This is a genomic window from Brevundimonas sp. NPDC090276, assembly GCF_044772165.1.
GTDB lineage: Bacteria > Pseudomonadota > Alphaproteobacteria > Caulobacterales > Caulobacteraceae > Brevundimonas.
This window is the reverse complement of the sequence record NZ_JBIVYK010000001.1, coordinates 1129482-1155762: the sequence shown is the minus strand read 5'-3', so window position 1 is coordinate 1155762 and position 26281 is coordinate 1129482. Positions and strand designations below refer to the sequence as shown.

The following is a 26281-nucleotide window of genomic DNA, read 5'->3' as shown; positions in this document are numbered from 1 at the left end:
AACGGCAATATTTAACCTTGAGCGGTTGACGTCTCGATTGTGGCCGCTTTTAGTCGCGATTGAGGAGAACTCTCCGGACCTGCCGCAAACTGCGCCATCCGGACAGACACCTTGCGTCTACGGAAATCCGGCCGCCGCCGGACGAGCATCGGGGGGATACCGGGTTCGATGACCAATAACGGGGATAGTATGACCATGCGTGCAGCCTTCGCTCGTCGAAGCTTGAAGACGGCCATGTTGGCCACTACGGCGCTGTTCGGCGCCGCCACCGCCGCCGTCGCTCAGGACGCTCCTGAGCCGGAAGCCACCCAGGTGGACGAGATCGTCGTCGTCGGTTCGCAAATTCGCGGCGCCAAGGTCACCGCCGCCCTGCCCGTCACGGTCGTCGGCGAGGAGCAGATCCTGGCCACCGCCGCGTCATCCGGCGACGAACTGATCCGCTCGATCCCCCAGATGGGCGACGTGACCTTCAACGCCAGCTACCTGCCCAACAGTTCGAACTCGGCGCGCGGCGACACCGGCTCGGTCAACCTGCGCGGCCTCGGCATCGGCAACACCCTGGTCCTGCTGAACGGCCGCCGCGTGGTCGGACACCCGACGTCGCAGGCCAACGAGCACCTGGTGCCAGTCCTGACCTACAACACCAACGCCATTCCGGTGACGGGCCTGAAGCGCCTGGAGGTCCTGCGCGACGGCGCCGCCGCCATCTATGGCGCCGACGCCGTGGCCGGGGTGATCAACACCGTCCTGCGCGACGACCTGAACGGCCTGACCGTCTCAGCCCAGTACGGCGGCGCCGAGGGCACCGGCATGCGCGAGACCAACTTCAGCGCCTACGGCGGCCGTGACTTCCTCGACGGTCGCGCCAACCTGTCGGCCTTCCTCAACTACGACCAGCGCACCGAACTTTCGACGACGGATCAGGACTACACCGCCTCGCTGGACAAGCGCCCGCTGTTCGCCGGCACCGGCTTCGAGGGCAACACCTCGCTGAACAGCCGCTCGTCGCTGACGCCCTGGGGCCTGTTCCGCCCCACCGGCGGCACGGTGCGCCTGCCCGGCGCATCGGCCAACCTGACGGCGTTCAGCACCCAGCCCTCGACCTTCGCCGGGTGCGGCCCCGCGCTCGGCAATGGCCTGTGCCTCAAGTCCGGCACAGGGATCGATGCCCGCCTCTATTCGGACTCGGCGGCCCAGGGCCTGACCGTCATGCCCGAGGTCGAACGCCTCAACCTCTTCGTCACGGGCAAGTACAAGCTGAACGACAGCGTCGAGGCCTTCGGCGAGCTGGGCTATTATCACGCCGAAACCACGGCTTGGCAGGCGCCGATCAGCACCCTGTCCTCGATCGTCCTGACCATTCCCAAGACCAACTATTACAACCCCTTCGGCGCCACGACCCTGCCGGGCGGCGCGCCGAACCCCAACCGTCTGCCCGGCATCACGGCCCCGGCCGGCGGCGTGGATCTTCTGCTCAGCGGCTACCGCTTCGACGATCTGGGCCCGATCGAGGTCAACGTCACCAACAAGCAGTACCGCGCCCTGGGCGGCCTGCGCGGCGAGTTCGCGGGTTGGGACTGGGAAAGCGCCCTGCTCTATTCCGAAGCCAGCGCCGAGGACATCAGCGACAACGTCTCGACCACGGCCCTGCAGAAGCAACTCGCCCTGTCGACGCCCGACGCCTACAACCCGTTCAACGGCGGCGACCTGAACAATCCAGCCTTCGGCGACGGCACGCCCAGCAGCAAGGCCGCACTGGACGCCATCCGCCAGAAGATGCGGCGCTATACCGAGACCACCCTGGCCCTGTGGGACTTCAAGGTGTCGCGTCCCGACCTCTTCGCTCTGCCCGCCGGCGATCTCGGCATGGCGGCCGGCGTCGAGGCCCGCCGCGAAACCCAGCTGGATGATCGCGACGCGCGCATCGACGGCACCATCACCTTCACCGACGCCTCGGGCGCAGTTTACGGCGACCTCATCAACTCCTCGATGAACCCGGACACCGAGGGCGACCGCACCGTCTATTCGGCCTACGCCGAACTGGCCGTGCCCATCGTCTCGCCCGAGATGAACATCCCCTTCGTCCATAATCTGGAAGCCCAGATCGCGGGCCGCTACGAGCACTATTCGGACTTCGGCGACATCGCCAAGCCCAAGGTCGCCGTGGCCTGGGATCTGGCCGAGGGCCTGCGTCTGCGCGGCTCCTGGGCCCAGGGCTTCCGCGCGCCGAACCTGGAGCAAATCAACGCCAGCATCGTCACCCGCTCGAACAGCAGCACCGACTGGGCCTATTGCGAAGCCCTGCGGATCACCGGCGCCATCACAGGCCTGGATAAGTGCGTGGGCGCCACCGGCGGCACGATCAACAGCGTCCGCATTCGTCGCAACGTCGCCGAGCAGCGCGCCGGCAACCCCAACCTGAAGCCGGAAGAGTCGGAAACCCTGTCGTTCGGCACGGTGATCCAGCCGGACTTCACCCCCGCCGAACTGGGTGACTTCACCATCACCATCGACTGGTGGAACGTGAAGCAGGAAGGCATGGTCGGCGTCTTCCGTGGTCAGAACGCCCTGACGCTGGACTACCTGCTGCGCAAGCAGGGCAGCTTCAACCCCAACGTGGTCCGCGCCGCTGCGAGCGCCGAAGACGCCGCCGTCTTCACCGCCGCCGGCATGGCTCCAGCCGGCGAGATTCTGTACGTCAAGGACCTCTACGACAACCTGCAGCCGCAGGAGGTCCAGGGCATCGACCTGGGCGTCATGTGGAGCCTGCGCGGCACCCGCTTCGGCGACTTCAGCGCCAACCTGAACGTCTCGCACCTGCTGAAATACTACCTGGAGCCTTCGCCGGCCGTTCAGGCCCTGATGGCCGCCAAGGCCGAAGGCAAGATCGACAGCGTCATCGGCTTCAGCGGCAGTGCCGGCGACCTGATCCGCGCAGGCGGGCGTCCCGAGTGGAAGTGGTCGGGTTCCGCGACCTGGCGCTATCAAAACATCACGGTCGGCGCCTACACATCCTACATCGGCAGCGTTGAACAGGACACCCTGACCAACTCAGCCGGCGAGGTCTGGACGGTGGACTCGCAGATCACCGGCAACCTGTACGGCGAGTATGAGTGGGATGGCGGCCGCCTGGCCGGAACCGCCGTCCGCGTCGGCGTGCGTAACCTCGCCGACGAAGCCCCGCCCCTGGCTCTGGACGGCTACCTCGGCACGGTGCACCAGCCCTACGGTCGCTACTGGTACGCCAGCATCCGCAAGAGCTTCTGATCGCTCTTGATCCTGTCGGGCGGAAGGCGAGCGATCGTCTTCCGCCCTCTTCTGTTTTGACGTCTGTTTGGAGTTCCCGATGAAACCCGTCTCCCTGAGCGTGCTGGCCGTCGCCGCCGCCCTGACCGGTCTGGCCGCCCCGGCCCTCGCCGGCGAACTGTCGCCGCAGGCCCGGAGCCAGATCACCGGCACGGTCGAGCGCAACCAGCCCGCCCTGGACCACGCCGCGCTCGAAATCTGGAAGTTCGCGGAGCTCGGCTATCAGGAGACGCAAAGCTCGACCCTGTTGCAGGGCCAACTGCGCGAGGCGGGCTTCCAGGTCACGCCGGGCATCGCCAACGAACCGACCGCCTTCCTGGCCAGCTTCAAGAACGGCGCCGGCCCGGTCATCGCGGTTCTGGCCGAGTACGACGCCCTGCCCGGCCTGTCGCAGACGATGAACCCGGTGCAGGAATCCGCCGGCGGCCACGCCGGCCACGGCTGCGGCCACAACCTGTTCGGCGCCGCCTCGGTTCACGCCGCCATCGCGGTCAAGGACTGGATGGTCGCAAACAACATCAAGGGCGAGTTGCGCGTCTATGGCACGCCCGCCGAGGAAGGCGGCTCGGGCAAGGTCTATATGGTCCGCGACGGCCTGTTCGACGACGTCGACGTGGCCGTCCACTGGCACCCCGGCAACGTCAACAGCGCCCGTCAGGGCGACACCATGTCCAACGTCTCGGGCAAGTTCCGCTTCTACGGCACGGCCGCCCACGCCGCCGCCGCCCCGGATCGCGGCCGCTCGGCCCTGGACGGGGTCGAGGCCATGAACGCCATGGTCAACCTGATGCGCGAGCATATTCCCGATCGCACCCGCATCCACTACGCCATCACCGACGGGGCCAAGGCGCCCAACGTCGTCCCGGCCTTCGCCGAAAGCTACTACTACGTCCGCCACAACGACCCGCAGATCGTCCGCGACGTGCTGGAGCGGGTGAAGAAGGCGGCCGAGGGCGCCGCGCTGGGCACCGGCACCCGCGTCGAGTTCGAGGCCATCGGCGGCGTCTATTCCATGCTGCCCAATGAGGCCCTGATGACCGTCATGGACCGCAACCTGCGCCATGTCGGCGGCATCACCTGGACGCCAGAGGAAATCGCCCTGGCCACCGAGATCCAGAAAACCCTGCCGACGAAACCCGATCTGGCCAGCGTCGGCACGATCGAACCGGCGGTGATCGGCGGCGACTTCGGCGGCTCGACCGACGTCTCGGACGTCTCCTGGGTCGCGCCGACGGTCGGCCTGTCCACCGCCACCTTCGTCCCCGGCTCGGCGGGCCATAGCTGGCAGAACGTGGTCGCCGCCGGTTCAACCATCGGCCTCAAGGGCGCCCATCTGGCCGCCAAGACCCTGGCCCTGACCACCGCCGAACTGTTCCAAAGCCCCGACACCATCGCCACGGCCAAGGCCGAGTTCGAACGCCGCCGCGGCCCGGACTTCAAATACGAGGCCTTGCTGGGCGACCGCGCCCCGGCGCTGAATTACCGCGACTAGGACGCCTTGCCGCGTCCAGCCCGGCCGTCATGCGACGGTCGGGCGACCGCCGGCTGTTCGGCCTCGATCTCCTCGGCCCGAACGGCGGGCTTGCCCTTGATCGCCCGCGCCGGGTGACCGGCATGGATGGCCAAGGCCCGCGCCTCGACCTCTTCCAGAATGGCGGCCAACTGCTTGTCGGTCAGATGTTCGATGCCGATGAAGCGGGCGTCGGCCTTCCTGACGGCATAGATCAGCTCGTCCATCTTGGCGTGCATGGCCGCCGCGTCGCGGTTCTGAGTGTTCTGGATCAGAAAGACCATGAGGAAGGTAATGATGGTCGTGCCGGTGTTGATCACCAGTTGCCAGGTCTCGCTGAATTTGAAGGCTGGCCCGGTCACCGCCCAGACGAGAACCAGCAGAAGGCACAGGAAGAAGGTCCACGGCCGGCCCGCCACCTTGGCCGTCGCATTGGCGAAATGGTTGAACAGCTTTTCCATAACCGGTTAACCCGCCTGAACGGCCGAGGTTGCTCAGCGACTCGGCGGCGCCGGACGTTCCCGCGTGGCCTGTTCATAGGCATGACCCAGCGACAGAATGCGGGCGTCCTGCCATTTCCCGCCAATGAAGCTGAGGCCCACGGGCATCCCGCGATCAAAGCCCATCGGCACAGTCAGGTGCGGATAGCCCGCCACCGCCGCCAGCCGACTGGCCGAGCCCTGCATCTCGTCCCTGTCCTTCGGGTTATTGGTCCAGGCGCGTGAGGTCGTCGGCGCGATCAGGGCGACCACGCCATGTTCGGCCATCATCCGGTCGATCCCATCCGGCCCCGCCGCCTGCAGCGATTTGGCCCGCGCCTCCACATAGGCGGGATCGGTCAGTCCCACGGTCGCCTGGGCGCGTTCGAACAGGTCCTGGCCGAACAGCACCGTCTCGCGCGGCTCGGCGGCGTTGAAGGCGATGACGTCGGCCAGGGTCCGCGTCTTGACCTGCGCCGGGTCGGTCGAGGCCAGGTAGGCGTTCAGGTCGTGTTTCAGTTCCGTCATCAGGACCGTCATCTCCCACCCCCCGATGACGCGCAGGTCGGACGGCGCCTGTTCGATCTCGACCACCTCGGCCCCCGCCGCGCGCAGGGCGGTCAGCGCCCGCTCGAACTCGTCGCGGGTCTCAGCCGAATAGGAGGGCAGCAGGAAACGCATGACCCCGATCCGCGCGCCGCTCAGGCTGCCCGCGTCCAGCGCCGCGCGGTAGTCGACCTTGCGCGTATCCGCCTCGACAGTGGCCGGATCGGCGGGATCGGACCCGGCGATGACGCTCAGCACGATGGCCGCGTCCTCGACCGTCCGGGCGATGGGGCCGGCGGTGTCCTGCGAATGGCTGATGGGCACGATGTGGGTGCGGCTGACCAGACCCACGGTCGGTTTGAACCCGACCACGCCGTTGACCGAGGCCGGGCAGACGATGGAGCCGTCCGTCTCGGTGCCGATGGCGACGGGCGCCAGGCCGATGGCCACCGCCACCCCGCTGCCGGAAGACGAGCCGCAGGGCGTCCGGGCGGGGTCATAGGGATTGCGCGTCTGACCGCCGACCGCGCTCCAGCCGCTGATCGAGTCCGATGAACGGATATTGGCCCATTCCGACAGATTGGTCTTACCGAGGATGATCGCCCCGGCATCCCTCAGCCGCGCGACCAGAGGCGCGTCGCGGCCCGGCGCATTGGCGGTCAGGGCCAGCGAGCCCGCCGTCGTCGGCATATCGCGCGTCTCGATATTGTCCTTCAGCAGGACGGGAAGGCCGTCCAGATAGCCCCCCCCCTCGCCCTTCGACCAATGGAGGCTCGGCGCCAGCGTCACCAGGGCGTTCGGCGCGACACCCCCGCGCACGCCTCGGTCGACCTCCAGCGCCCACGAGGCATGGCCCGGTCCATAGATGGCCATGCCGTCGACGATCCTGGCGGCCGAAACGGCTTCGTAGCCGGCCGTCGCCGCCGCCGGTTCCTGCTTGACCGTGGCGCACGCCGTCAGCGCCAGGGCACTGACGGCGGCGAGGATCAGTCCGCCTTGGCGGGCGCCCGTGTGCCGATGGTGCGGTCGAGGAAGTCGAGGTAGGTGCGCCATAGGTGAAGCTGCCTCTCGTTGCCGCGCACGCCGTGGCGCTGTCCGGGATAGAGCATGGTCTCGAAGGGGATGCTCTTGGCCTGAAGGCCGTCCAGCACCCGCGTCGTGTTCTCGAAGATGACATTGTCGTCGGCCATGCCGTGCAGCAGCAGCAGACGCCCCGTCAGGTTGTCGAGGCGGCCCAGCACGTCGGACGCGGCATAGCCCTCTACGTTCCCCTGCGGCGTCGACATGTAACGCTCGGTATAGGCCGTGTCGTAGAGGCTCCATTCGGTCGGCGGGGCGCCGGCCAGGGCCGAGGCCAGGCCCATCTTGGGCTCGGTCAGGGCCATCAGGCTCATGAAGCCGCCATAGGACCAGCCCATCATGGCCATGCGGCTGTCGTCGACGTAGGGCAGCGACCGCAGATAGTCGGCGGCGATGACCTGATCCTCGATCTCCGGCTGACCCATCTTCAGATAGAGGGCCTGCTTGAAGGCCGCCGAACGGTCGCCCTCGCCCCGGTTGTCCAGACGGAAGACGATGTAGCCGGCCTCGGTCAGAAGCTGGTTGGTCGCGCCCTGCCAGGCGTTCTTCACACCGCCGCCCGAGGGACCGCCGTACACCTGCATGACGACCGGATAGGTCTTGGTCGGATCAAAGCCCGGCGGCGTGGTCATCTGCCACATCAGCGTCTCGCCGTGGCTTTGCAGCGTGCCGAAAGTCGGCTTCTGCTGGCGCTCGGCATAGGGCCAGAAGGGATGGCCGGGCTGAAGTTTGTTCTCTTCGATCCAGCGCACGCGCTGGCCGTCGATGGTGTAGAGCGCCGACTGGGCCGGGGTGTTCACGTCGGTGTAGTTGCCGACATAGGCCGTGCCCGTGTCGTTGACCGAGGCGTTCCACCAACCGCCGCGCGGGGTGACCTCGGTCGGTGCGCCCGTCCGCTTGTAGCTGGCGCGGAACAGTTGCTGTTCGATCGGGTATTCCTTGCCGTCGCGCATGGAGGCGGTGAAGAAAACCTCGCCCGTCGTCGGATTGACGCCAGCCAGCGACTTGACCGGATAGTCGCCGCGCGTGATCGCGCGCAGGCGGCGACCGTCGCGGTTGTAGAGGTAGAGATGGTTCCAGCCGCTCTCTTCCGAAGACCAGATGAAGTTGCCGTCGGCCAGGGCCTTGAAGCTGTGGCTCAGCGGCACCCAGGCGTCCGAGCGCTGGGTGGCGATGACGCGGCTGGAGCCTGTGGTCGGATCGACGCTCAGCAGGTCCAGGGTCTTCTGGTCGCGCGACAGGCGCTGGACGTACATGGTCCGCCCGTCCTTGGCCCAGTTGACGCGGGCCAGATAGATGTCCGCGTCGGCGCCCAGATCAACCTTCACCCGTTTGCCCGCCTGCACGTCCTGCACATAGAGCTCGACCACGGCGTTGGGGCGACCGGCGCGCGGGTAGCGCTGCTCAATCACCGAGGCGCCGCCGCCGGTGATGTCCAGACGCGGGATGACATCGACCTGGGTCTCGTCGGTGCGCTGCAGGGCGATGAAGCGCTCGTCAGGGCTCCACCAGTAGCCGGTGTCGCGATCAAGCTCCTCCTGGGCGATGAACTCGGCCGTGGCCCAGGTGATCAGGTCCTTGCCGTCCGCGGTGATCGCCTGCTCGGCGCCGGTCTCCAGGTTGACGACGACCAGGTTCTGATCGCGCACGAAGCTGACATAGGCGCCCTTGGGCGAGACCTTGGCGTCGATCTCGTCCGCCGTGGTTTCCGTCAGACGACGCACGCTGCCGTCGGCGCGATTGGCCAGGAAGATGTCGCCTTCCAGCGGGGCCAGGATGTACCGCCCCTGCTCGTCCCACGAATATTCGACCACGCCGCGCTGCGAAATCCGCATCCGCTCACGGCGCGCCTTCTCGGCCTCGGACAGTTCGCCCGCGTCAGGCACCAGGGCCCGCGCGTCGATCAGCTTGAACGGCTCGCCGCCCTTCACCGGCGCGGCCCACAGGTCCAGCACGTCCACATCGTCCTCGCGCGAGCGCAGGAAGGCGACCAGTTCGCCGTCAGGCGACAGGCTCACGCCCTTGGCCACCGGCCCCGACAGGGACGGATTGGCGAAGACCCGCTCAACCGTCAGGATCGAGGAGGCCGGGGCCGTGGCGGCCGGCGGCGTCACGGGCTGCGGAGAGGACTGGGCGAAGGCCGAGGTGGCAGCCATCAGGATCGTCGAAGCAAGAAGGAATGTGCGCATGGCGGCGAAGCTAGAGGCGGATTCTTCCGCCGTCATCCGCAAATCTGCGCGGCTGCGGCGCCCGCGAGCCTTTCGCATTCGCCCGCGACCGCCTAGTTAGGCCCCATGTCCGACGCCTCCCTCGCCGCGCCGCCCGTCAAGGCCAGCCCCTTCCACGACCTCGAGGTCCTGTGGGTCCGCCACTGGAACGACCAGTTGTTCAGCTTCGGCGTGAAACGGCCCGAGGATTTCCGCTTCCGTTCGGGCGAGTTCGTCATGATCGGTCTGCCCGGCGAAGACGGCGCCAAGCCGGTGCTGCGCGCATACTCCATCGCCAGCCCCTTCTGGGCCGAAGAGCTGGAGTTCTTCTCCATCAAGGTCGAGGACGGCCCGCTGACCTCGCGCCTGCAGAAAATCCAGCCCGGCGACAGCGTCCTGATGGGCAAGAAGCCGACCGGCACCCTGGTGCTGGACGCCCTGACCGGCGGCGAGCGTCTGTGGCTGATCGGCACGGGCACGGGCCTGGCGCCCTGGCTGTCGGTCGCGCGCGATCCCGAGACCTACTCGCGCTTCAAGCAGGTCATCGTCTGCCACACGGTGCGCAATGTCGCCGATCTGGCCTACCGTGACTTCTTTGCGCATGAGATTCACGACGATCCGCTGATCGGCGATGAGGCCAAGGCCCAGCTGACCTACTACCCGACCGTGACCCGCGAACGGTTCGAGACGCCGGGCCGCATCACCGACCGCATCAAGTCGGGCGACGTCTTCGCCGACCTGCAACTGCCCATCGGCTTCTCGCCCAACAGCGACCGCGTCATGCTGTGCGGCTCGATGGCCATGATCAAGGAGACCGGCGAACTGCTGGAATCCTACGGCCTCAAGGAAGGCTCGAACGCCGAACCCGGCGACTATGTTCTGGAGCGCGCCTTTGTCGGCTGACCTGATGACCTCTCCCGCCGCCGTCGCGATCGACGACCGCAAGGCCCCGGAAGACTGCGCCACCATGGTCGACGTGCGGCAGGGCGTGGATGCGCTCGACCGCGCCCTGGTGACCCTCCTGGCCGAGCGTCAGCGCTACATGGACGCCGCCGCCCGCATCAAGCCGAACCGCGACGCCGTCTTCGACCAGGCCCGCATCGACGACGTGGTGGCCAAGGTGCTGGCAGCCGCCCAGCCCGCCGGCCTGTCGCCCGACATCGCCGAACCGGTCTGGCGCCTGCTGATCGACCGCTGCATCGCCCACGAGTTCGCCAAGTACGACGCGACGCGGGGCTGAGGCGAACCTCAGCCCTTCAGGCTTCTCAGCATCAGTTCATGGCGATAGGCGGCGATGTCGCCCAGAGCGACGTCCAGCGCCGTCCTGACCCGCTCCAGCCCTGCCGCGGCCAGCGCCTGCTCGCCGTGCTCTACCTCGTTGCAGACCGCAGCCAGATCGCCCGCGCCGATGCCGGCGCTTGCTCCGCGAATGGTGTGGACCGCATCGCGCCAGCCCTCGGACGCGGCGTCCAGCAGTGGCGACCACAGGGCCGCCTGCTGAACGAACAGGCCCAGCACCTCTTCGGTGATGTCGTCCATGCCGCCCGTCATGGTCTCGAGGACGGTGAAATCCACCGCCCCCGTCAGATCGCGCCGCGCCATCAGACTTCCGGCGTCTTGGCCAGGCGGGCGTTCTTCGACGACCACAGCAGATAGATGGCCAGACCGCCGAGGTTCCACAGCAGGAAGTAGAGCTGGGTCGAGGCCTTCAGGCTGAAGAAGAAGGTGATGCAGCCAACGATGGCGATGCCGCCGACCAGCCACCACAGCGGCGCTTTGAACTTGCGCTCGCGGTTCGGTTCACGCACGCGCAGCACGATCAGGCTGACGCCCACGGCCATGAAGGCCATCAGGGTGCCGGCGTTCGCCAGCGAGGCCAGTTCGTCCAGACGCATGATGCCGGCCAGGATTGCGACGACGACGGCGGTGAAGACGGTCACCACGACCGGCACGCCGCGCGTCGAGATCTTGGCCAGACGATTGGGCAGCAGGCCGTCGCGGGCCATGCCCAGGAAGATGCGGCTTTGGCCGAACAGGAAGGCCAGCAGCACAGTCGGCAGCGCGATGACGGCTGCGGCGGCGATCCACTGGGCCGCGACGCCCTGGCCCAGACCGCGCATGATCAGGGACAGGGGCTCGGGGCTGTTCGAGAAGGAATCCACGGGCGCCGCGCCGATCGCAGCGGCGGCGACGACGATATAGAGGACGGTGCAGACCACCATCGAGCCGATGATGCCAATGGCCAGATCGCGCTCGGGCTTCTTGGTCTCTTCGGCCGCCGTGGCGATGGCGTCGAAACCGTAGAAGGCGAAGAAGATGATGGCCGCCGCCGCCATGACACCCGTCTGGACGAAGGGCGCGCCGAAACCGTGCGGCATGAAGGGGGTGAAGTTGGCCGTGTCGAAGTGCGGCAGGGCGATGGCGACAAAGGCCACCAGGGCTGCGATCTTCACCAGCACCAGCAGGGCGTTCAGCGTGGCGCTTTCCTTGGTGCCCATCAGCAGCAGGCCAGTGACGACGGCAATGATGAAGACGGCGGGCAGGTTGATCAGGCCGCCCTCTACGTGTGGACCGACCGTCAGCGCCAGCGGCAGGTCGATGCCCAGCCCGGCCAGGAAGGGAATGGCGTACCCGGACCAGCCGACAGCCACCGCCGAAACGACCAGCGAATATTCCAGGATCAGGCTCCACCCCACGACCCAGGCGAAGATCTCGCCCAGCGAGGCATAGGAATAGGTATAGGCGCTGCCTGAGGCGGGCATGATGGTCGATAGCTCGGCATAGGCCAGGGCCGCGCAGGCGCAGACCAGGCCCGCCAGGGCGAAGCTGATCAGCACCGCCGGACCCGCCAGCCCCGCTCCGACCCCAATCAGGGTCAGAATGCCGGTGCCCACGATCGCCCCCACGCCCAAAGCCATCAGGTGCGGCCAACTCAGGGTCTTCTTCAGGGCCGGCCCTTCATGCGGGACCAACATCGCATCGATCGAGCGTCGACGGTTCCAGAACGCCATCTTCATTTCCTCACTGCCGCGTCTGTCGGCGGCTGATTCCGGGCGCGACATTAGCGCGCGCTCGAAACTTTTAGAAATGCCGCAATTCAGCCCTTGCGCCCCACCGGCATCCTGAGTAATAGGACGGCCCTTCCGGCGACCCAGTGGGCCGTTACGAAGAACCGGCGCCACACCAAGGGCGCAGACGACGGTACGGGTGATTAGCTCAGTTGGTAGAGCAGCTGACTCTTAATCAGCGGGTCCACAGTTCGAACCTGTGATCACCCACCATCGTCTCTCTCCACAGACCAAAGATACTCAGCCCTTCGGGGGCGATCATGATTTGCGTCCTCAGGTGACCTGACGCTTCTCCAGCTTTCTCGCCAGCGTGCGGCGATGCATCCCCAGACGGCGCGCGGTCTCCGAGATATTGAAATTGGTCTCGGCCAGAACCTCGTGGATGCGTTCCCACTCCAGCGTCTTGATCGAGGTCGGCCGGGCGCTGAGGACCGCGTCGGGATCACCTTCCTGACGGGAGAAGGCGGCTTCGATCTCGTCGGTGCCGGCAGGCTTGGCCAGATAGTGGCGCGCCCCCAGCTTGATCGCCTCCACCGCCGTGGCGATGCTGGCGAAACCAGTCAGGACCACGATGTCCAGCTCAGGATCGAAGGCGTGCAAGGTCTGGACGCAGGTCAGGCCCGACGCCGCCCCCAGCTTCAGGTCCACCACGGCGTATTGCGGGTGATGGATGGCCAGCAGCTCAACCAGTTGCTCGTGGCTGCGCGCCGACACCACCTCATAGCCGCGCCGTTCGAACGACTTGCGCAGGGTCTTGGCGAAGGCTTCGTCGTCCTCGACGATCAGTAGTTGGCGCGGGGCGTCGGTCATATCGGTCATTTAGGCGCCAAGGCCTCCAAAGGCAGGGTCAGGCGGACGCTGGCGCCGCCGTCGCGTCGATTGGTGGCGACCACGCCGCCGCCCAGCTTGCGCATCACATTGACCAGCAGGAAGAGGCCCAGTCCCGCCCCTGCCCGGCCCTTGGTCGACTGATAGGGCTGGCCCAGCCGCTCCAGAATATCGGCGGCGAAGCCCGGGCCATCGTCGTTGAACTCGACCGACAGCAGATCGTCGTCCAGCGCCGCCGTGATCACCATCCGCTCGGCTCCGGCCTCCTGGGCGTTGTCCAGCAGGGCGCTGAAGACCTGCTTCAGGGCCGGGTCGGCGATGATGCGCGGATCGCGCGGCGTCGGGCTGCGCAGGACCACGGCCATGGCGTCGTTGGCTTTCTCGCGCCACTCGGCGACGATCTCAGACAGGAAGCCCCCCAGGGTGGTGATGGTCGGCGCTTCGCCCCGCGCCTCGCCCGCCGACATCAGAATGCCGGTGACGATGGTTTTGCAGCGCTCGACCTCGGCCTGCATGTCGGCGATGTCGGACATCAGGTCGGCGTTGGTCTGAAGGTCAGGCATCCGCTTCCAGTCGCTGAGAATGACGGACAGCGAGGCCAGCGGCGTGCCCAGCTCATGCGCCGCCCCCGAGGCGAGCAGGCCCATGCGGACGATGTGATCCTGTTCCGCCGCCTGCTGCCGGGCGTCGGCCAGATAGGCGTCGCGCGCCCGCACGTTCTGGGTGATCCGCGTCACGAAGGCGACCAGCAGCACCGCGATCAGGATGAAGTTGACCAGGGCTCCCGCCTGGATCAGTCCCATGTGGGCGTCGGTGTCGGGCGGCAGCAGCAGCGGCTGGTGCCAGACGGCCAGCAAGGCCAGGCAGGCGCTGGTCACCAGCACGAAGCCCCAGGCATAGGGCGGCCGCAGCAGCACCGCCGCCAGCACGATCTGCATCAGATAGAGGGCGGCGAAGGGGTTGCCCGTCCCGCCGCTGAAGAACAGCAGCCAGGTCAGGGCGGCGACGTCGGCGAACAGGGCCAGCAGCAACTCGGGATCGGCCACGCTCTGACGACGCAGGGTGACCGGGGCGCTGGCCAGATTGATCATCGCCAGCCCGGTCGGGGCCAGCAACAGCATCCCCAGCGGCAGGGGGATCTTCAGCCCCCAGTGGACCACGGCGATGGTCACCACCTGACCGATCACCGCCAGCCAGCGCAGTTGGATCAACAGCAGCATGTTGCGCCGCCCGGCCGCGCCCGGCGACACCGGCGCCTCGGCGCGGTCGTCCAGACCCAGCAGGCTGCGCGCGAACCCGATCGCGCTCATCGTCTGCGCTTCCTTTCCTCACGCAGGAAGAAGACGAAGCCTGCCGCCGACATCAAGGCCAGTCCGAACCAGGTCAGGGCGTAGATCAGGTGGCTGTTGGCGAAACGCACCACGGTCAGGCCCCCGCGCGGCCAGCCGCCGGGATTGGGCGTGGCGTCGGCGTCAATGAAGTAGGACGCGACCGGCCCGGCCAGCCCCCTCGCCTTCGCGATCGCCGTCACATCGCGCGAGAACCAGCGATCCCCCGCCGGGTCATTGGCGCGCAGGAAGCCGCCGTCCGGCTCGCTCAGACGCAGCAGGCCAACGACAGTCGCCTGCCCTTCCGCCTGACCCTCGGCGCGATCCGCCGGCTTCTGGCGCTCAGGCGGGACGAAGCCCCGGTTGATCAGAACGGTGAAGCCGCGATCCGTGACCAGCGGCGTCATGACCCAATAGCCCGGGCCCAGGTCGGTCACCGCCTTGATCAGAGCCTCGTGCTGATGATCGAAGCGGCCGCTGACGACGACCCGACGATACTGATCAGCCTGACGCGTAATGGTCTGCTCCGGCGGCGGGGCGGCGACGGGGGCGGCGTGGATGCGGGCGTCGACCTGACGGATCAGGTCCTGCTTCCAGACCAGCCGCTGCACCTGCCAGACGCCCAGAGCCGAGAAGCCCGCGAACAGCAGGGCGAACACAACCGCGCCCAGGATCAGGACGGTCATGCTGCGCGGCGGCCGGACAGGTCGCGACGACGGCTCTATGGCGCTTCTCCCCTGCCTCGCCCGATCAGGCTCAGCCCATGGTCTGCATGTCGTGGGTGGGCATCATGTTGACGTTCAGATGGTACATCACCCAGACCGAGCCCGCGACGGCGATCACCACGATGACGATGGTGAAGATCAGCGCCAGCATGTTCCACCCGCCCTCGGACTTATGGTTCATGTGCAGGAAGAAGATCATGTGCACGATGATCTGCACCACGGCGAAGGCCGTGATGACCAGACCGGTCGTCTGAGGCGCCAGGGCCTCGGTCATGACCAGCCAGAACGGGACCGCCGTCAGCACGACCGACAGCAGGAAGCCGATCATGTAGCTCTTGAACGAGCCGTGGTCGTGATCGTCGCCGTGGTGGTGATCGTCGTGGGTCACGGCGTGTTCGTTGTGAGTATCGACGCTCATCGCAGCATCCCGAACAGATAGACGAAGGTGAAGACGCCGATCCAGATGACGTCCAGGAAGTGCCAGAACAGGCTGAGGCACATCAACCGGCGCTTGTTGGCCGGGATCAGGCCCTTGCGCCAGACCTGGACCATCAGCGTGACCAGCCAGATGCAGCCGAAGGTGACGTGCAGGCCGTGGGTGCCGACCAGGAAGAAGAAGGCCGACAGGAAGCCGCTGCGCTGGGGCGTGGCGCCCAGGTGGATCATGTGGGCGAACTCATAGAGTTCGATCCCCAGGAAGCAGAGGCCGAACAGGCCGGTGACCGCCAGCCAGGTCTGCATCTGCGCCGTGCGGTTCTTGACCATGGCCAGCATGGCGAAGCCGTAGGTGATCGACGACAGCAGCAGCATCGAGGTGTTCAGCGCCACCAGCGGCAGGTCGAACAGATCCTTGGGCGCCGGACCGGCGGCGTAGTTGCCGCCGATCACCGCATAGACGGCGAACAGCATCGCGAAGATGAGGCAGTCGCTCATCAGATACATCCAGAAGCCCAGCATGGTGCTGTGGCCTTCCGGGTGATGAGGCTCCTCGACCGGGTGGTAGATCGGCCGCCCGGCCTCGTCGACGTAGTCGGGGTTCAGGGAAGAAGCGTGGCTCATCGGATCACCCCTGCGAAGCCGCTGCGGCCGCCAGGGCCCTGGCGTGCGCGTCCTCGGTCGCCTGCACCGTCTCGGCCGGGATGTAGTAGTCGCGCTTGTAGTTGAAGGTGTGGAAGATGGCGTAGGCGATCAGGGCGAAGAAGCCGAGGGCCGCCAGCCACCACATGTACCAGATCAGGGCGAAGCCGACGACCGTCGACAGGCCGGCCAGGATCACCCCCGCGCCCGTGTTGGCGGGCATGTGGATGGGCTGATAGCCGCCGGTCGGCCGCTCGTAGCCGCGCGCCTTCATGTCCCACCAGGCGTCCGAGTCGTGGATGATCGGCGTCTTGGCGAAGTTGTAGTCCGGCGGCGGCGACGACGTGGACCACTCCAGGGTGCGGCCGTGCCAGGGGTCGCCCGTCTCGTCGCGCAGCTTGTCGCGGTTGATGATCGAGACGGCGAACTGGATCAGCATGGCCAGGATGCCGATGGCGATGATGCCGACGCCGACCGCCGCGATGGCGAACCAGATCTGGTAGGACGGATCGTCGAAGACCCGCATCCGCCGCGTCACGCCCATGAAGCCCAGGACATAGAGCGGGGCGAAGGCGACCCAGAAGCCGACCACCCAGCACCAGAAGCTGACCAGACCCCACTTCTTGTCCAGCTTGAAGCCGAAGGCCTTGGGCCACCAGAAGTTGATGGCCGCGAACAGGCCGAACAGGACGCCGGCGATGATGACGTTGTGGAAGTGGGCGATCAGGAACAGCGAGTTGTGCAGGACGAAGTCCGCCGGCGGCACCGCCAGCATGACGCCTGTCATGCCGCCGACCACGAAGGTCAGCATGAAGGCGACCGTCCACATCATCGGCAGCTCGAAGCGGATGCGGCCGCGGTACATCGTGAACAGCCAGTTGAACAGCTTGGCCCCTGTCGGGATCGAGATGATCATCGTCGTGATCCCGAAGAAGGAGTTCACGGATGCGCCCGAGCCCATGGTGAAGAAGTGGTGCAGCCACACCAGGTAGGACAGGATGGTGATGACCACCGTCGCATAGACCATGGATGTGTAGCCGAAGAGCTTCTTGCCCGAGAAGGTCGAGGTGACTTCCGAGAAGACGCCGAACAGCGGCAGCACCAGGATGTAGACCTCGGGGTGGCCCCAGATCCAGATCAGGTTCACGTACATCATCGGGTTGCCGCCGAAGTCGTTCGTGAAGAAGTTGGTGCCGATGTAGCGGTCAGCCGTCAGCAGGGCCAGAACCGCGGTCAGCACCGGGAAGGAGGCCACGATCAGGATGTTGGCGCACAGCGAGGTCCAGGTGAAGACCGGCATCTTCATCAGGCCCATGCCCGGCGCGCGCATCTTCACGATGGTCGCGATCAGGTTGATGCCGGACAGGGTGGTCCCTACCCCCGCGATCTGCAGGGCCCAGATGTAATAGTCGACCCCGACGCCCGGACTGTAGCCGATGCCCGACAGCGGCGGATAGGCCAGCCACCCGGTGCGCGCGAACTCGCCGATGAACAGCGAGGCCATGACCAGCACCGCACCCGCCGTCGTCATCCAGAAGCTGAAATTGTTCAGGAAGGGGAAGGAGACGTCCCTCGCCCCGATCTGCAACGGCACCAGATAGTTCATCAGGCCGGTGATCAGCGGCATGGCCACGAAGAAGATCATGATCACGCCGTGGGCGGTGAAGATCTGGTCGTAGTGGTGAGCGTTGAGGTAGCCCTCGGATCCGCCGAAGGCCATGACCTGTTGCAGGCGCATCATGACGGCGTCGGCGAAGCCGCGCAGCAGCATCACGATCCCGAGGATCATGTACATGATGCCGATCTTCTTGTGGTCGACCGTGGTGAACCACTCGGTCCAAAGATAGCCCCACAGCTTGAAGCGGGTGATCAGGGCCAGGGTCGCCAGACCGCCGAGCACGACGACGGTGAAGGTGGCGACCAGGATGGGCTCGTGGAACGGCAGGGCGTTCCAGTCCAGCCTTCCGAAGATCATGGATGCGATTTGATCAATAGACATGTCGGTCAGGCGCTCAGGATTGCGACGCGGACGCGTCGGCGGCGGTCGGCGCGGTGAAAACGGAGACGAGAGACGGGGCGGACTGGGCCAGTTCGGTCTGCTGCCCCGGACGCGCGAGGCCGGCGCCCATGACGCGGGCGGTCGGCGCCGACCGGATCATCTCGGCGGCCAGCTCCTGACGGCGGCGGGCGGCGTCGATGGCGGCCTTCTCGGCCTCCAGCGGCGTGCAGACGGCCATGACATAGGAGTCACCCGAACCCAGAACCGCCTCGCCGCGACGGGCGTACTTGTCGTGGACCAGCGGCCAGGTGGCGTGGACGGCGGTCAGGCCCAGGCCGCCCTTCCTGTCGATGGCCATCATCTCGCCCATGCACATCTTGCCCGGCTCGACGCACATGTTCAGCACGGCGTCGAATAGGCCTTCGTCGACCGAGGCGTAGTGGATGACCGGCACCTTTTCGCTGGGCTTCTCCAGCTCCAGATAGGTCTCGCGGTCCAGGCTCTTGCTGTCGGCGCGGACGCCCGCGACCCATTGATCAAAGCCGGCGTCGTCCAGACCGTGGAAGGCGAAACGCATGTGGGAGAAGCCGTCGCCGGAATAGTTGGCCGAGAAGCCGACGTACTCGCCCGGACGATTGATGACGGCGTGCAGCTTCGTCTCCATGCCCGGCATGGCGTAGATCTGACCGGCCAGGGCGGGGATGTAGAAGGAGTTCATCACCCCGGTCGAGGTGATGTGGAAACGGATCGGCCGGTCGACCGGCGCAGCCAGCTCATTGACCGTGGCGATGCCGTACTCGGGGTAGATGAACAGCCACTTCCAGTCCATGGCGACCACGTTGACCTGAAGCGGCTCGACCCCGGCGGCGACGGCCTGATCCTTATTGACCCGATCCAGCGACCGGTAAGGGTCCAGCAGGTGGGTGCCCGACCAGGTGATGGCGCCCAGGCAGATGATGATCAGCAGCGGCGCTGTCCAGATCACCAGCTCCAGATGGGTCGAGTGATCCCAGTCCGGCTCGTAACGGTTTTCCTTGTTCGATTCCCGGTACTTCCAGGCGAAAAACACGATCATCGCCATCACCGGAATGACGATGATGAGCATCAGCGCCACCGACCAGACCAGCAGGTCACGCTGCTGGGCGGCGATATCCCCGGCGGGCGACAGCACCACGGCTTTACAGCCTGACATCAAGGCCAGGAGGGGCAACAGCAATAGGGGTCGCAGGCGGCGCACGGCGGTTCCTGTCCGGGAAGAGGGCTCTGGCACGGTCATTGTGCGCCGCCCGTACCGCCGCCCGCCAAGGGGGGACATTGGACAATCCGTCCTATCCCCCGCGCAGATGATCGGGAGCAAATGACGACTTTCGCCATTCTTACCATGTCGGCGCGCGTGTCGCGCTCGGGTCCAGGGAACGTCATCGGTCATGAACGCCACCAGCGGCGCGCCTTCTTCAGAGTCCCTCGAGCGGGACGCCAGCCAGATCAACGCGCGACACGGCAAAATCGACGCCGGAGAAATTGCGATCGGCGTGATCATCGGTCGCACGTCGGAATTCTTCGACTTCTTCGTCTATGCGATCGCCTCGGTCGTGGTCTTCCCGCAGTTGGTCTTCCCCTATGCGGGACCGCTCGGCGGGACCTTGCTGTCCTTTGCCGTCTTCGCCGTGGCCTTCCTGGCCCGCCCCTTCGGCACGGCCCTGTTCATCGAGATCGACCGGCGCTTCGGGCGCGGAACCAAGCTGACCATCGCCCTATTCCTGCTGGGCTTGTCCACGGTCTGCCTGGGCTTCCTGCCCAGCTACGCCCAGGCGGGTCACTGGGCGGCAGTCATGCTCATCGTGCTGCGCATCGGTCAGGGCGTGGCCCTGGGCGGCGCCTGGGACGGCATGGCCTCCCTGCTGGCCGTCAGCGCGCCTGAGAACCGTCGCGGCTGGTACGCCATGGTGCCGCAACTGGGCGCCCCCTTCGGCCTGATCGTGGCCAGCGCCCTGTTCGCCTACTTCCTCAGCAAGCTGTCGGCCGCCGACTTCCTCGACTGGGGCTGGCGCTATCCCTTCTTCGTGGCTTTCGCCATCAACGTGGTGGCGCTGTTCGCCCGCCTGCGCATCGTGGTGACGCCCGCCTTCCAGGCCGCGTTCGAGACGCTGGAGCTGCACCCCGCCCCGGTCACCAAGGCCGTGCGTGAGGAAGGCGGCGACATCATCATCGGCGCCTTCGCCCCCCTGGCCAGCTTCGCCATGTTCCACATGGTGACGGTCTTCCCGCTGTCCTGGGTCTTCCTCTACACTGAAGAAGCGCCCAGCCGCTTCCTGATGATCGAGCTGGTCGGCGCCGTCTTCGGCCTGGCCGCCATCCTGGCCTCGGGCTGGCTGGCCGACCGCTACGGCCGTCGCGCCCTGCTGGCCGTGACCGCCGCCGGCATCGCCGTCTTTTCGGGCTTCGCGCCGCAGATGCTGGACGGCGGTCCGGTCGGCGAACTGGCCTACATGATCCTGGGCTTCATCCTGCTGGGCCTGTCCTTCGGTCAGGCCTCGGGCTCGATCGCCTCCAGCTTCAGCTTAGGCAATCGCTACACCGCCTCGGCCCTGACCTCGGACCTGGCCTGGCTGTTCGGCGCAGGCTTCGCGCCGCTGGCCGCTCTGGCCCTGTCGGGCAAGTTCGGCCTGGTGGCGGGCGGCGGCTACCTGCTGTCGGGCGCCATCTGCACCCTGCTGGCCCTGTGGTTGAACCGCGAATTGGGCCGCGGCCGGGCTGGAGCCAAGACCTGACGCCACCCGTTCAGGCTAACCCATCTTATCGGGGGCGCGATCCGGATCGCGCCCCCTTTTTCATGCGTTCCAGCCCCCGACCATCGCCGTGCCAGGCGCTCCTCGGTCAACAAGGTTAGCGACGGTTTACGATGGCGCTTAAGCGCCCGCTAAGCCTGTCTGATCGCGTGAAGTTAAGAGCCGCCAAGTATCGTCCCATTGAAACCAAGGGTGATGAGGACGTCATGACCAAGCTGTTCCCGGCAAAACGCCGTAGTTTTCTTGCAGTCGCCGCTGGTCTGACCGCTCTTCTGGCGCCGCAGATCGCATCGGCAGGACCGACGGCGGGTTATTCCTACCGCCTGAAAGCCACTGTACCGGTGTCCTGCTGGGTGCGCCCCAGCGGTACGGTCATGGCAGAGACGGGCCGCACGGGCTCTGTCGTCGAGGCCTGCAACAGCCCAGGCGGCTTCACGGTTTCGGCCCAGTACCGTCCCCTGGGCGGTACGGAGAAGGCCAAGATCATCTACGGCGACCGGTCGCTGAGTCTGGCCAAGGAAGGCATGCTGGAACTGCGTCGCTCCAACATGGCCACCATCCGCACGGTCGATTATCGTTTCGACGACGTTCAACTGGATGAGCCCCTGATCCTGGCTCTGACGATCCAGCCAATCTGAACCGGACCAAACGTCCAACAAAATAACGCCCCGCAGATCATTCTGCGGGGCGTTTTCGCATTGCGGAGCGACGGGTCCGCCGCCGCGATCAGATCGCGGCGACGGTGAAGGTCAGGATGTCGCTATAGTCCCCTGCCCGCTTGCCCGAGGTGTCCCCGATCTGCACGGTCAACGGATAGTCGTCGTTGCGGGCCCGGGCCGAAACCACGTCAAAGCTGTAGGGTGCAGTCAGGTTCACCTGCCGCGCCCCCATTTGCAGACCATAGTCGATCGACCAGTTGGTTCCCGCCTGGCGCAGCTTGCCCAGGTTTTGCGAGGTGACGGACACACGGTATCCGGCAGTGCTATGCACATAGACCGAAGTATTGAGCGCGCGCGTCCCCTGGCTGAGGTCGCCCAGACTAATGGTCGGGATGCCGTTCTGTCGGGTGAACTCGCCCTTGAGGCCGATAATGGTGGCCGGCGCCGTTTCCAGCACCAGGGTCACCGGCCGCTCGGCATGAACCTCGCCATTGGCCGCCTGCAGGGCGATGTAGGCGATCTGCGTGTAACGACCATAGCCCAGGTTCGCCGGCGGGCGAACGGCGACGCGGATCCGCGCCAACTCGCGCCCTTCTTTGGGGACATGGATTTGCGCCCCGGTCACGATGCCGCTGGTCCCGGACCGCGGGGTGATGTCCGCGCCGCTCTGCTGGTCCTGCATGGCGTAGGGCACCCGCACCGAGGTTCCCGGCGCACCGAGTCCGAAGGGCTCGCCGCGCAACGAGACGTTGAAGCGCCCGTTGCACGGCGTCTTGCCTGCATTGATCAGAGCCAGGTCGAAGTCGCGTACCGCCGCGTCGTCCTCCAGGGGATTGTAGCGGATGATCCACTGGTCGGCGCCCGGGTCGAGCGTCAGGTCGCATTTGGCCTGGGCCGAAGCCTGGCCGGCCAGCGCCACAGCGCCCAGAACCGCCGCCGCGGCGATCAGGGGATTACGGACGGATCGGGAAATCATGGGCATCTTCCTTCCAGTCATTCTTCCGGCACATCGATCGGCAGGGTGACAGTCTGCATATCCAGCAGACCCTCGTTGTCCGCCGGGACGGTGAACTCGAAACCAGCAGACGGGCTGGTGAACAGATCAACGCGATAGGTCTTGCCGGGCTTCAGCTTCTGGACGGCGAAACGACCAACCGAATTGGTGAAGAACAGTTCCGGTTCGGCGTTCGGCTCGTCGACCGGACGCACCCGGCCCGACAACAGGGCGGCGGGACGCCCGCCGTTGCCCACCACGCGCCCCAGCGCAGACACGAAGGCGTCGCTGCCGACCTGAATGGCGTAGCCGCTCTTGTAGGTCGGGCGCACCCGCAGGATGCCGTCGCCGATGTCATAGCCGAGAGGCGCGTCCAGCACGTCATAGCGCACCGACTGGTTCACGTAGGACGTCAGGGTGTTCGACACCGCCGGTCCCAGCGCCCCGCTACGCGAGGTATAGTTCCCGCGCTGGAACGACTCGCCGACGATGACCGAATGGTCGCCGAGGGTTTCGTGCGGATAGACGATGGCGAAGCTGTCGTAGATGTTGCGGCCGATCGCGACCTTGCCGCCCGTCGTGGCGATCGAACTGCCCAGCCGCAGGGTGGTGATCTGCTCGTCGGTGATGTTGCTGAACGACTGACCGAAGGCGGTGTGCGAGAGACTTGCGTCGAAACGGTTGCCAACATAGTCGACCTGCCCGGAAACCGAGCCGGGTCCGTCGTCGTAGTTGGACTGCAGCGAATAGCCCAGGGATCCGACGCGGTTCTCGCTGGATTGCTGGAAGCGCATGCTGGCCGTGTTACGTGCCGAATTATAGCGCGCCTCGCCGCGACGATCGTACCGCGGCGACCAGATCAGGGCGATGGTGAAGCCGAAGCCGTCGCGACCGGCGCCGAAGCTGGAACCATAGTCGGTATACTCAGCCCCGAACTGAAGCCCCCAGGCCGGCGTCACGCGATAGGTGGTCGTCGCGCCCAGGGTATAGGAATCATCCAGGAAGGCGCTGCGGCTCATCCGGTAGGACGCCGTGGCGTTGGCCAGCCAGTCGGTTGAAAAGCGGTGCGAATAGGCGCCGGTGAAGATCCACGAGATGGGATTCTGCCCCGAGCCGTTGCCGAGTGTGGCGTAGTCCTCGGAGGTATAGTCGGCGACCAGGGTCCAGCTGTCGTAGGTGTCGCCCCGATCAACCGCCAGATCATAGCTCAGCGCATAGGCGTAACCGCCGCCGTTGTCGCTGTTGCTGGCGGACACGTCCAGACGCGCGCGCGCGCCGTTCTTCAGAATGACCTGGGTCTGGCCGGTCAGGTTCTGAACCTGCTCAGACGCCTGCAGGCCGATGCCGAGGGCCGGCCGGTTCTCAAAGGCCTTGCGCCAGTAGCCGGTGAAGGCCAGTTCGCCGTCGTTGTATTCCGGCGAGCCGAACAGACCGGTGTTCGTCACCCCCAGATAGGCCCCGTACTCATAATCGCCGGGTTCCAGATCGATGGCGTCCAGATAGGCGCTGTAGGCGATCGTCTCGGTCCGGCCCGACTCGTTCTGGACCTCCAGCTGGACGTCGTTCGAGCCGATCTCCAGCGGCAGGTTGGTTAGGTCGTACTGGCCGGGATCAAGACGAAACTCCCGCACGAAGACGCCGTTTCGCAGCACCCGCACCGTCGAGGCTTCCTGAAGAACCAGCTGGCGTCCGCCGGCCAGGACGTTGTTGCGGAAAGTCTCGAACCGCTGGCGCTGACGCGCCACGCCGACGCCGCCCATCTGGACATAGCCTTGGCGGCCGCGCGTTTCGGGGTCCATGTCGCCCAGGTACCAGCGACGGAAGGCTTCGGGCTCGTCATAGACGAAACGCGCATAGCGGCGGCTGACTTCATAGTCGCCGGTGAACAGGTCTTCGCGTCCCTGAACATCGCTCTCGAAGACCAGATTCTTGAAGCGGATCGCGCCGTTCAGATAGACGCTCGGCGTTCCCACATCACCGTTGGATTGCCGGCGCTGCACCAGCATGTTGGTGTTCAGATAGGCTGAAATGTCCTCAGGCGAGGCTCCGGGCTCGTCAGGACGACCGCCCTGGAAGAGCGACTCGATCGACCGTTTCGTCGGGTCGATCCGTAGCACCAGAACCGCCAGCTGATCCGGATCGTATTCCAGGCGGATGCCTGTGGTGTTGATCTCTTCAGGCGCGAACGACTCGACGCCTTCCAGCCGCCCCGCCAGTTCGGCCTGGGCCTCCGGCGTCAGCAAGGGGTCAATCAGCTTCCTGAAGCCTTCGCTTTCAACGATGAAGCGGTCGTCGCGCGTCAACAGGACCGGCATTTCGCCCAGGACACGCCGGTTGAAGTTCAGCGGCACCGTCATGGCGATGTCGCGGTCATAGGGGTTGATGTTCGGCCGCTGAGCCGGCGTCTCAACCGCCTGACCGCCTGGCAGATCCTGACGTCCAGGCGCCATTGGCGACACGTCGCTTTCCGCACGCGCCATGCTCGCCGTGGCCGCCATGGCGGCGACCAGAGCGATGCGGGATGTCGTCCCCGCGATTCCCCCCACCCGTATTCTCATCGCGCGAACCGCAAGGTCACGGGCTTGGTCGCGTCCAGTTCAACGCCGGTCGGCACCTTGAAAGTGCGGCGGCCGCCGCCGGGCGCCAGATAGCCGACGCCGACGGTCTTGGAGACTTCATCGCTGTTCAGTTCGCGACGATAGGGCTGGCCCGAGACGTCCGTGCCTTCGATCACCCAGGTCGCGCCGCTCATCAGGGCATAGCGCTTGCCGCTATTGCTTACGACCACCTCTACGCCGGGCTCGGCCGGCGGCTGGACGACAGGCGCCCCGCCCGTCAGCGAAGGATCGATTTCAGGCGCGGGCGGCGTCACCATCGCCGGGCGGACCGAAACGACCTCGACCTTGGGCTCCGCCCCGGGCGGCGCCACCACGATCAGCGCCTTCATGGTGTAGAGAACCTGCACGGCGACCGCGCCGCCGCTTTCGGTCACGGTCGGGTCGGTCGCCACGGGCAATTGCTTCACCCACAGATAGTAGGCGCGCGAAACGTCGATGTTCGGCTCGCCGATCCACTGGACGCGAACCACCTGACGGCCGCTGACCGGCACCAGACCTTGCGGCGGGAAGACCAGGAAGTCCTCGTCCGCCGGCGTCTCGACGATGTTGCCGTCAGCGTCGATATCCATGCGCGTGATGCGCGTCTCGAACGGCAGGGCGGCCGTGCCGACGTTTCCGACCTCGATGCGGGCCGCCGATCCGGCGCCCGAGGTGGTCAGTTCGGACACCATTGGCGAGACACGCATCGCCCAGGCGGCCGTGATAACCAGAAGCCCCGCAACCAACGCCGCCAGACCGCTGCAAACCCGCGTCATCCGCGAGAAACGCACACTCCGTCGCACCATCACAGATACTTCCCCAAAGCCGCCGTCTCGGCGGTGTCCCGTTCCTGGCCGCCTCAGGGGCGACAAGGTCATGTCTCGCAAAATTCGCGCCGCAGGCGAGCGCTGAAGTTAAGCCTAAAGACCAATGATCACCGAAAGGAAAACGCGCGGGCCGGCTTCAGCCGCCCCGCGCGCGATCCGTTCTGAACGTCAGTCGCTTAGAAGGCGGCGATGTTGACGGTCAGGTCGCCCTGGTAGCTGCCGGCGAGCAGCGACTTGGAGGGGACCGGGATGTTGACGTTCA

Annotated in this window: 21 protein-coding genes and 1 tRNA gene; 7 read left to right on the top strand and 15 right to left on the bottom strand. The window is 66.3% G+C overall.

The features are described from left to right. The first annotated feature begins 234 nt into the window (after positions 1 to 234). Positions 235 to 3267, top strand: coding sequence for a TonB-dependent receptor domain-containing protein (locus tag ACIQTU_RS05640; RefSeq protein ID WP_400543536.1), 3033 nt, complete (start codon positions 235 to 237; stop codon positions 3265 to 3267). 79 nt (positions 3268 to 3346) lie between these two features. Then, positions 3347 to 4798, top strand: coding sequence for an amidohydrolase (locus tag ACIQTU_RS05635; protein ID WP_400543533.1), 1452 nt, complete (start codon positions 3347 to 3349; stop codon positions 4796 to 4798). Here the strand turns inward: ACIQTU_RS05635 and ACIQTU_RS05630 are convergent. From ACIQTU_RS05630 to ACIQTU_RS05620, 3 genes are read right to left on the bottom strand one after another with little or no spacing between them, the layout of a single operon-like run. Next, a complete protein-coding gene (locus tag ACIQTU_RS05630; protein WP_400543530.1) occupies positions 4795 to 5277 on the bottom strand; it encodes a low affinity iron permease family protein in 483 nt (160 codons plus the stop codon). The two genes, ACIQTU_RS05635 and ACIQTU_RS05630, sit on opposite strands and share 4 nt — an antisense overlap. A 33-nt stretch (positions 5278 to 5310) precedes the next feature. After that, positions 5311 to 6894: an amidase gene (locus tag ACIQTU_RS05625; RefSeq protein ID WP_400543527.1), complete on the bottom strand. Its 1584-nt coding sequence runs from the start codon at positions 6892 to 6894 to the stop codon at positions 5311 to 5313. Beyond that, positions 6828 to 9077: a S9 family peptidase gene (locus ACIQTU_RS05620; protein ID WP_400543524.1), complete on the bottom strand. Its 2250-nt coding sequence runs from the start codon at positions 9075 to 9077 to the stop codon at positions 6828 to 6830. Before ACIQTU_RS05620 ends, ACIQTU_RS05625 begins: the two co-directional genes overlap by 67 nt. Before the next feature lie 138 nt (positions 9078 to 9215). On the opposite strand from ACIQTU_RS05620, the gene ACIQTU_RS05615 reads away from it, so the two are divergent. Together ACIQTU_RS05615 and ACIQTU_RS05610 are read left to right on the top strand one after the other, a co-directional pair. Continuing rightward, positions 9216 to 10031 (top strand): ferredoxin--NADP reductase, encoded by an 816-nt coding sequence (locus tag ACIQTU_RS05615; protein WP_400543521.1) that lies wholly within the window; start codon positions 9216 to 9218, stop codon positions 10029 to 10031. 4 nt (positions 10032 to 10035) lie between these two features. Continuing rightward, positions 10036 to 10368, top strand: a complete 333-nt coding sequence (locus ACIQTU_RS05610; protein WP_400543518.1) for a chorismate mutase — start codon at positions 10036 to 10038, stop codon at positions 10366 to 10368. Between the two features lie 8 nt (positions 10369 to 10376). Here ACIQTU_RS05610 and ACIQTU_RS05605 read toward each other — a convergent pair whose 3' ends face one another. Both ACIQTU_RS05605 and ACIQTU_RS05600 read right to left on the bottom strand, forming a co-directional pair. After that, the gene (locus tag ACIQTU_RS05605; protein WP_400543515.1) at positions 10377 to 10730 is read right to left on the bottom strand and encodes an Hpt domain-containing protein; all 354 of its coding nucleotides are present in this window, start codon (positions 10728 to 10730) and stop codon (positions 10377 to 10379) included. Further along, a complete protein-coding gene (locus ACIQTU_RS05600; protein WP_400543512.1) occupies positions 10730 to 12139 on the bottom strand; it encodes an amino acid permease in 1410 nt (469 codons plus the stop codon). The genes ACIQTU_RS05605 and ACIQTU_RS05600 overlap by 1 nt, the downstream gene beginning before the upstream one ends. Before the next feature lie 194 nt (positions 12140 to 12333). Here ACIQTU_RS05600 and ACIQTU_RS05595 point away from each other — a divergent pair. Next, positions 12334 to 12409 (top strand) — tRNA-Lys (locus ACIQTU_RS05595). A gap of 60 nt (positions 12410 to 12469) precedes the next feature. Here ACIQTU_RS05595 and ACIQTU_RS05590 read toward each other — a convergent pair. The 7 genes from ACIQTU_RS05590 to cyoA all read right to left on the bottom strand — a co-directional run bounded on the left by ACIQTU_RS05590 (position 12470) and on the right by cyoA (position 19369). After that, positions 12470 to 13006 carry a response regulator transcription factor gene (locus ACIQTU_RS05590; RefSeq protein ID WP_400543790.1) on the bottom strand — a complete coding sequence of 179 codons (537 nt, stop codon included), beginning with the start codon at positions 13004 to 13006 and terminating at the stop codon, positions 12470 to 12472. Positions 13007 to 13011: 5 nt separating this feature from the next. Then, a complete protein-coding gene (locus ACIQTU_RS05585; protein WP_400543509.1) occupies positions 13012 to 14334 on the bottom strand; it encodes an ATP-binding protein in 1323 nt (440 codons plus the stop codon). After that, entirely contained in the window at positions 14331 to 15038 is a 708-nt protein-coding gene (locus ACIQTU_RS05580) for an SURF1 family protein (RefSeq protein ID WP_400543506.1), read from the bottom strand. Before ACIQTU_RS05580 ends, ACIQTU_RS05585 begins: the two co-directional genes overlap by 4 nt. A gap of 70 nt (positions 15039 to 15108) precedes the next feature. Further along, entirely contained in the window at positions 15109 to 15495 is a 387-nt protein-coding gene (gene cyoD / locus ACIQTU_RS05575) for a cytochrome o ubiquinol oxidase subunit IV (protein ID WP_400543503.1), read from the bottom strand. Next, a complete protein-coding gene (cyoC, locus tag ACIQTU_RS05570) occupies positions 15492 to 16136 on the bottom strand; it encodes a cytochrome o ubiquinol oxidase subunit III (RefSeq protein WP_400543500.1) in 645 nt (214 codons plus the stop codon). The genes cyoD and cyoC overlap by 4 nt, the downstream gene beginning before the upstream one ends. A gap of 4 nt (positions 16137 to 16140) precedes the next feature. Then, a complete protein-coding gene (cyoB, locus tag ACIQTU_RS05565) occupies positions 16141 to 18153 on the bottom strand; it encodes a cytochrome o ubiquinol oxidase subunit I (RefSeq protein WP_400543497.1) in 2013 nt (670 codons plus the stop codon). Positions 18154 to 18166: 13 nt separating this feature from the next. Beyond that, entirely contained in the window at positions 18167 to 19369 is a 1203-nt protein-coding gene (gene cyoA / locus ACIQTU_RS05560; protein WP_400543494.1) for a ubiquinol oxidase subunit II, read from the bottom strand. A 211-nt stretch (positions 19370 to 19580) separates the two neighbouring features. Between cyoA and ACIQTU_RS05555 the strand changes: the two genes are divergently transcribed. Both ACIQTU_RS05555 and ACIQTU_RS05550 read left to right on the top strand, forming a co-directional pair. Further along, a complete protein-coding gene (locus tag ACIQTU_RS05555) occupies positions 19581 to 20924 on the top strand; it encodes an MFS transporter (protein ID WP_400543491.1) in 1344 nt (447 codons plus the stop codon). A gap of 224 nt (positions 20925 to 21148) precedes the next feature. After that, positions 21149 to 21580, top strand: coding sequence for a hypothetical protein (locus tag ACIQTU_RS05550; RefSeq protein WP_400543489.1), 432 nt, complete (start codon positions 21149 to 21151; stop codon positions 21578 to 21580). Between the two features lie 88 nt (positions 21581 to 21668). Here ACIQTU_RS05550 and ACIQTU_RS05545 read toward each other — a convergent pair whose 3' ends face one another. From ACIQTU_RS05545 to ACIQTU_RS05535, 3 genes are read right to left on the bottom strand one after another with little or no spacing between them, the layout of a single operon-like run. Beyond that, positions 21669 to 22577 carry a hypothetical protein gene (locus tag ACIQTU_RS05545; RefSeq protein ID WP_400543486.1) on the bottom strand — a complete coding sequence of 303 codons (909 nt, stop codon included), beginning with the start codon at positions 22575 to 22577 and terminating at the stop codon, positions 21669 to 21671. 17 nt (positions 22578 to 22594) lie between these two features. Beyond that, the gene (locus ACIQTU_RS05540; protein WP_400543483.1) at positions 22595 to 25141 is read right to left on the bottom strand and encodes a hypothetical protein; all 2547 of its coding nucleotides are present in this window, start codon (positions 25139 to 25141) and stop codon (positions 22595 to 22597) included. Between the two features lie 8 nt (positions 25142 to 25149). Then, the gene (locus tag ACIQTU_RS05535) at positions 25150 to 25998 is read right to left on the bottom strand and encodes a hypothetical protein (RefSeq protein WP_400543480.1); all 849 of its coding nucleotides are present in this window, start codon (positions 25996 to 25998) and stop codon (positions 25150 to 25152) included. Positions 25999 to 26281: the final 283 nt, after the last annotated feature.

What these genes read in the sequence shown, in the direction of transcription:
- ACIQTU_RS05640 (WP_400543536.1), top strand. Translation starts at nt 235, where the DNA reads ATGTTGGCCACTACGGCGCTGTTCGGCGCCGCCACCGCCGCCGTCGCT.
- ACIQTU_RS05635 (WP_400543533.1), top strand. Translation starts at nt 3,347, where the DNA reads ATGAAACCCGTCTCCCTGAGCGTGCTGGCCGTCGCCGCCGCCCTGACC.
- ACIQTU_RS05630 (WP_400543530.1), bottom strand. Translation starts at nt 5,277, where the DNA reads ATGGAAAAGCTGTTCAACCATTTCGCCAATGCGACGGCCAAGGTGGCG.
- ACIQTU_RS05625 (WP_400543527.1), bottom strand. Translation starts at nt 6,894, where the DNA reads ATGGCGCACCTACCTCGACTTCCTCGACCGCACCATCGGCACACGGGC.
- ACIQTU_RS05620 (WP_400543524.1), bottom strand. Translation starts at nt 9,077, where the DNA reads ATGGCTGCCACCTCGGCCTTCGCCCAGTCCTCTCCGCAGCCCGTGACG.
- ACIQTU_RS05615 (WP_400543521.1), top strand. Translation starts at nt 9,216, where the DNA reads ATGTCCGACGCCTCCCTCGCCGCGCCGCCCGTCAAGGCCAGCCCCTTC.
- ACIQTU_RS05610 (WP_400543518.1), top strand. Translation starts at nt 10,036, where the DNA reads ATGACCTCTCCCGCCGCCGTCGCGATCGACGACCGCAAGGCCCCGGAA.
- ACIQTU_RS05605 (WP_400543515.1), bottom strand. Translation starts at nt 10,730, where the DNA reads ATGGCGCGGCGCGATCTGACGGGGGCGGTGGATTTCACCGTCCTCGAG.
- ACIQTU_RS05600 (WP_400543512.1), bottom strand. Translation starts at nt 12,139, where the DNA reads ATGGCGTTCTGGAACCGTCGACGCTCGATCGATGCGATGTTGGTCCCG.
- ACIQTU_RS05590 (WP_400543790.1), bottom strand. Translation starts at nt 13,006, where the DNA reads ATGACCGACGCCCCGCGCCAACTACTGATCGTCGAGGACGACGAAGCC.
- ACIQTU_RS05585 (WP_400543509.1), bottom strand. Translation starts at nt 14,334, where the DNA reads ATGAGCGCGATCGGGTTCGCGCGCAGCCTGCTGGGTCTGGACGACCGC.
- ACIQTU_RS05580 (WP_400543506.1), bottom strand. Translation starts at nt 15,038, where the DNA reads ATGACCGTCCTGATCCTGGGCGCGGTTGTGTTCGCCCTGCTGTTCGCG.
- cyoD (WP_400543503.1), bottom strand. Translation starts at nt 15,495, where the DNA reads ATGAGCGTCGATACTCACAACGAACACGCCGTGACCCACGACGATCAC.
- cyoC (WP_400543500.1), bottom strand. Translation starts at nt 16,136, where the DNA reads ATGAGCCACGCTTCTTCCCTGAACCCCGACTACGTCGACGAGGCCGGG.
- cyoB (WP_400543497.1), bottom strand. Translation starts at nt 18,153, where the DNA reads ATGTCTATTGATCAAATCGCATCCATGATCTTCGGAAGGCTGGACTGG.
- ACIQTU_RS05555 (WP_400543491.1), top strand. Translation starts at nt 19,581, where the DNA reads ATGAACGCCACCAGCGGCGCGCCTTCTTCAGAGTCCCTCGAGCGGGAC.
- ACIQTU_RS05550 (WP_400543489.1), top strand. Translation starts at nt 21,149, where the DNA reads ATGACCAAGCTGTTCCCGGCAAAACGCCGTAGTTTTCTTGCAGTCGCC.
- ACIQTU_RS05545 (WP_400543486.1), bottom strand. Translation starts at nt 22,577, where the DNA reads ATGATTTCCCGATCCGTCCGTAATCCCCTGATCGCCGCGGCGGCGGTT.
- ACIQTU_RS05535 (WP_400543480.1), bottom strand. Translation starts at nt 25,998, where the DNA reads ATGGTGCGACGGAGTGTGCGTTTCTCGCGGATGACGCGGGTTTGCAGC.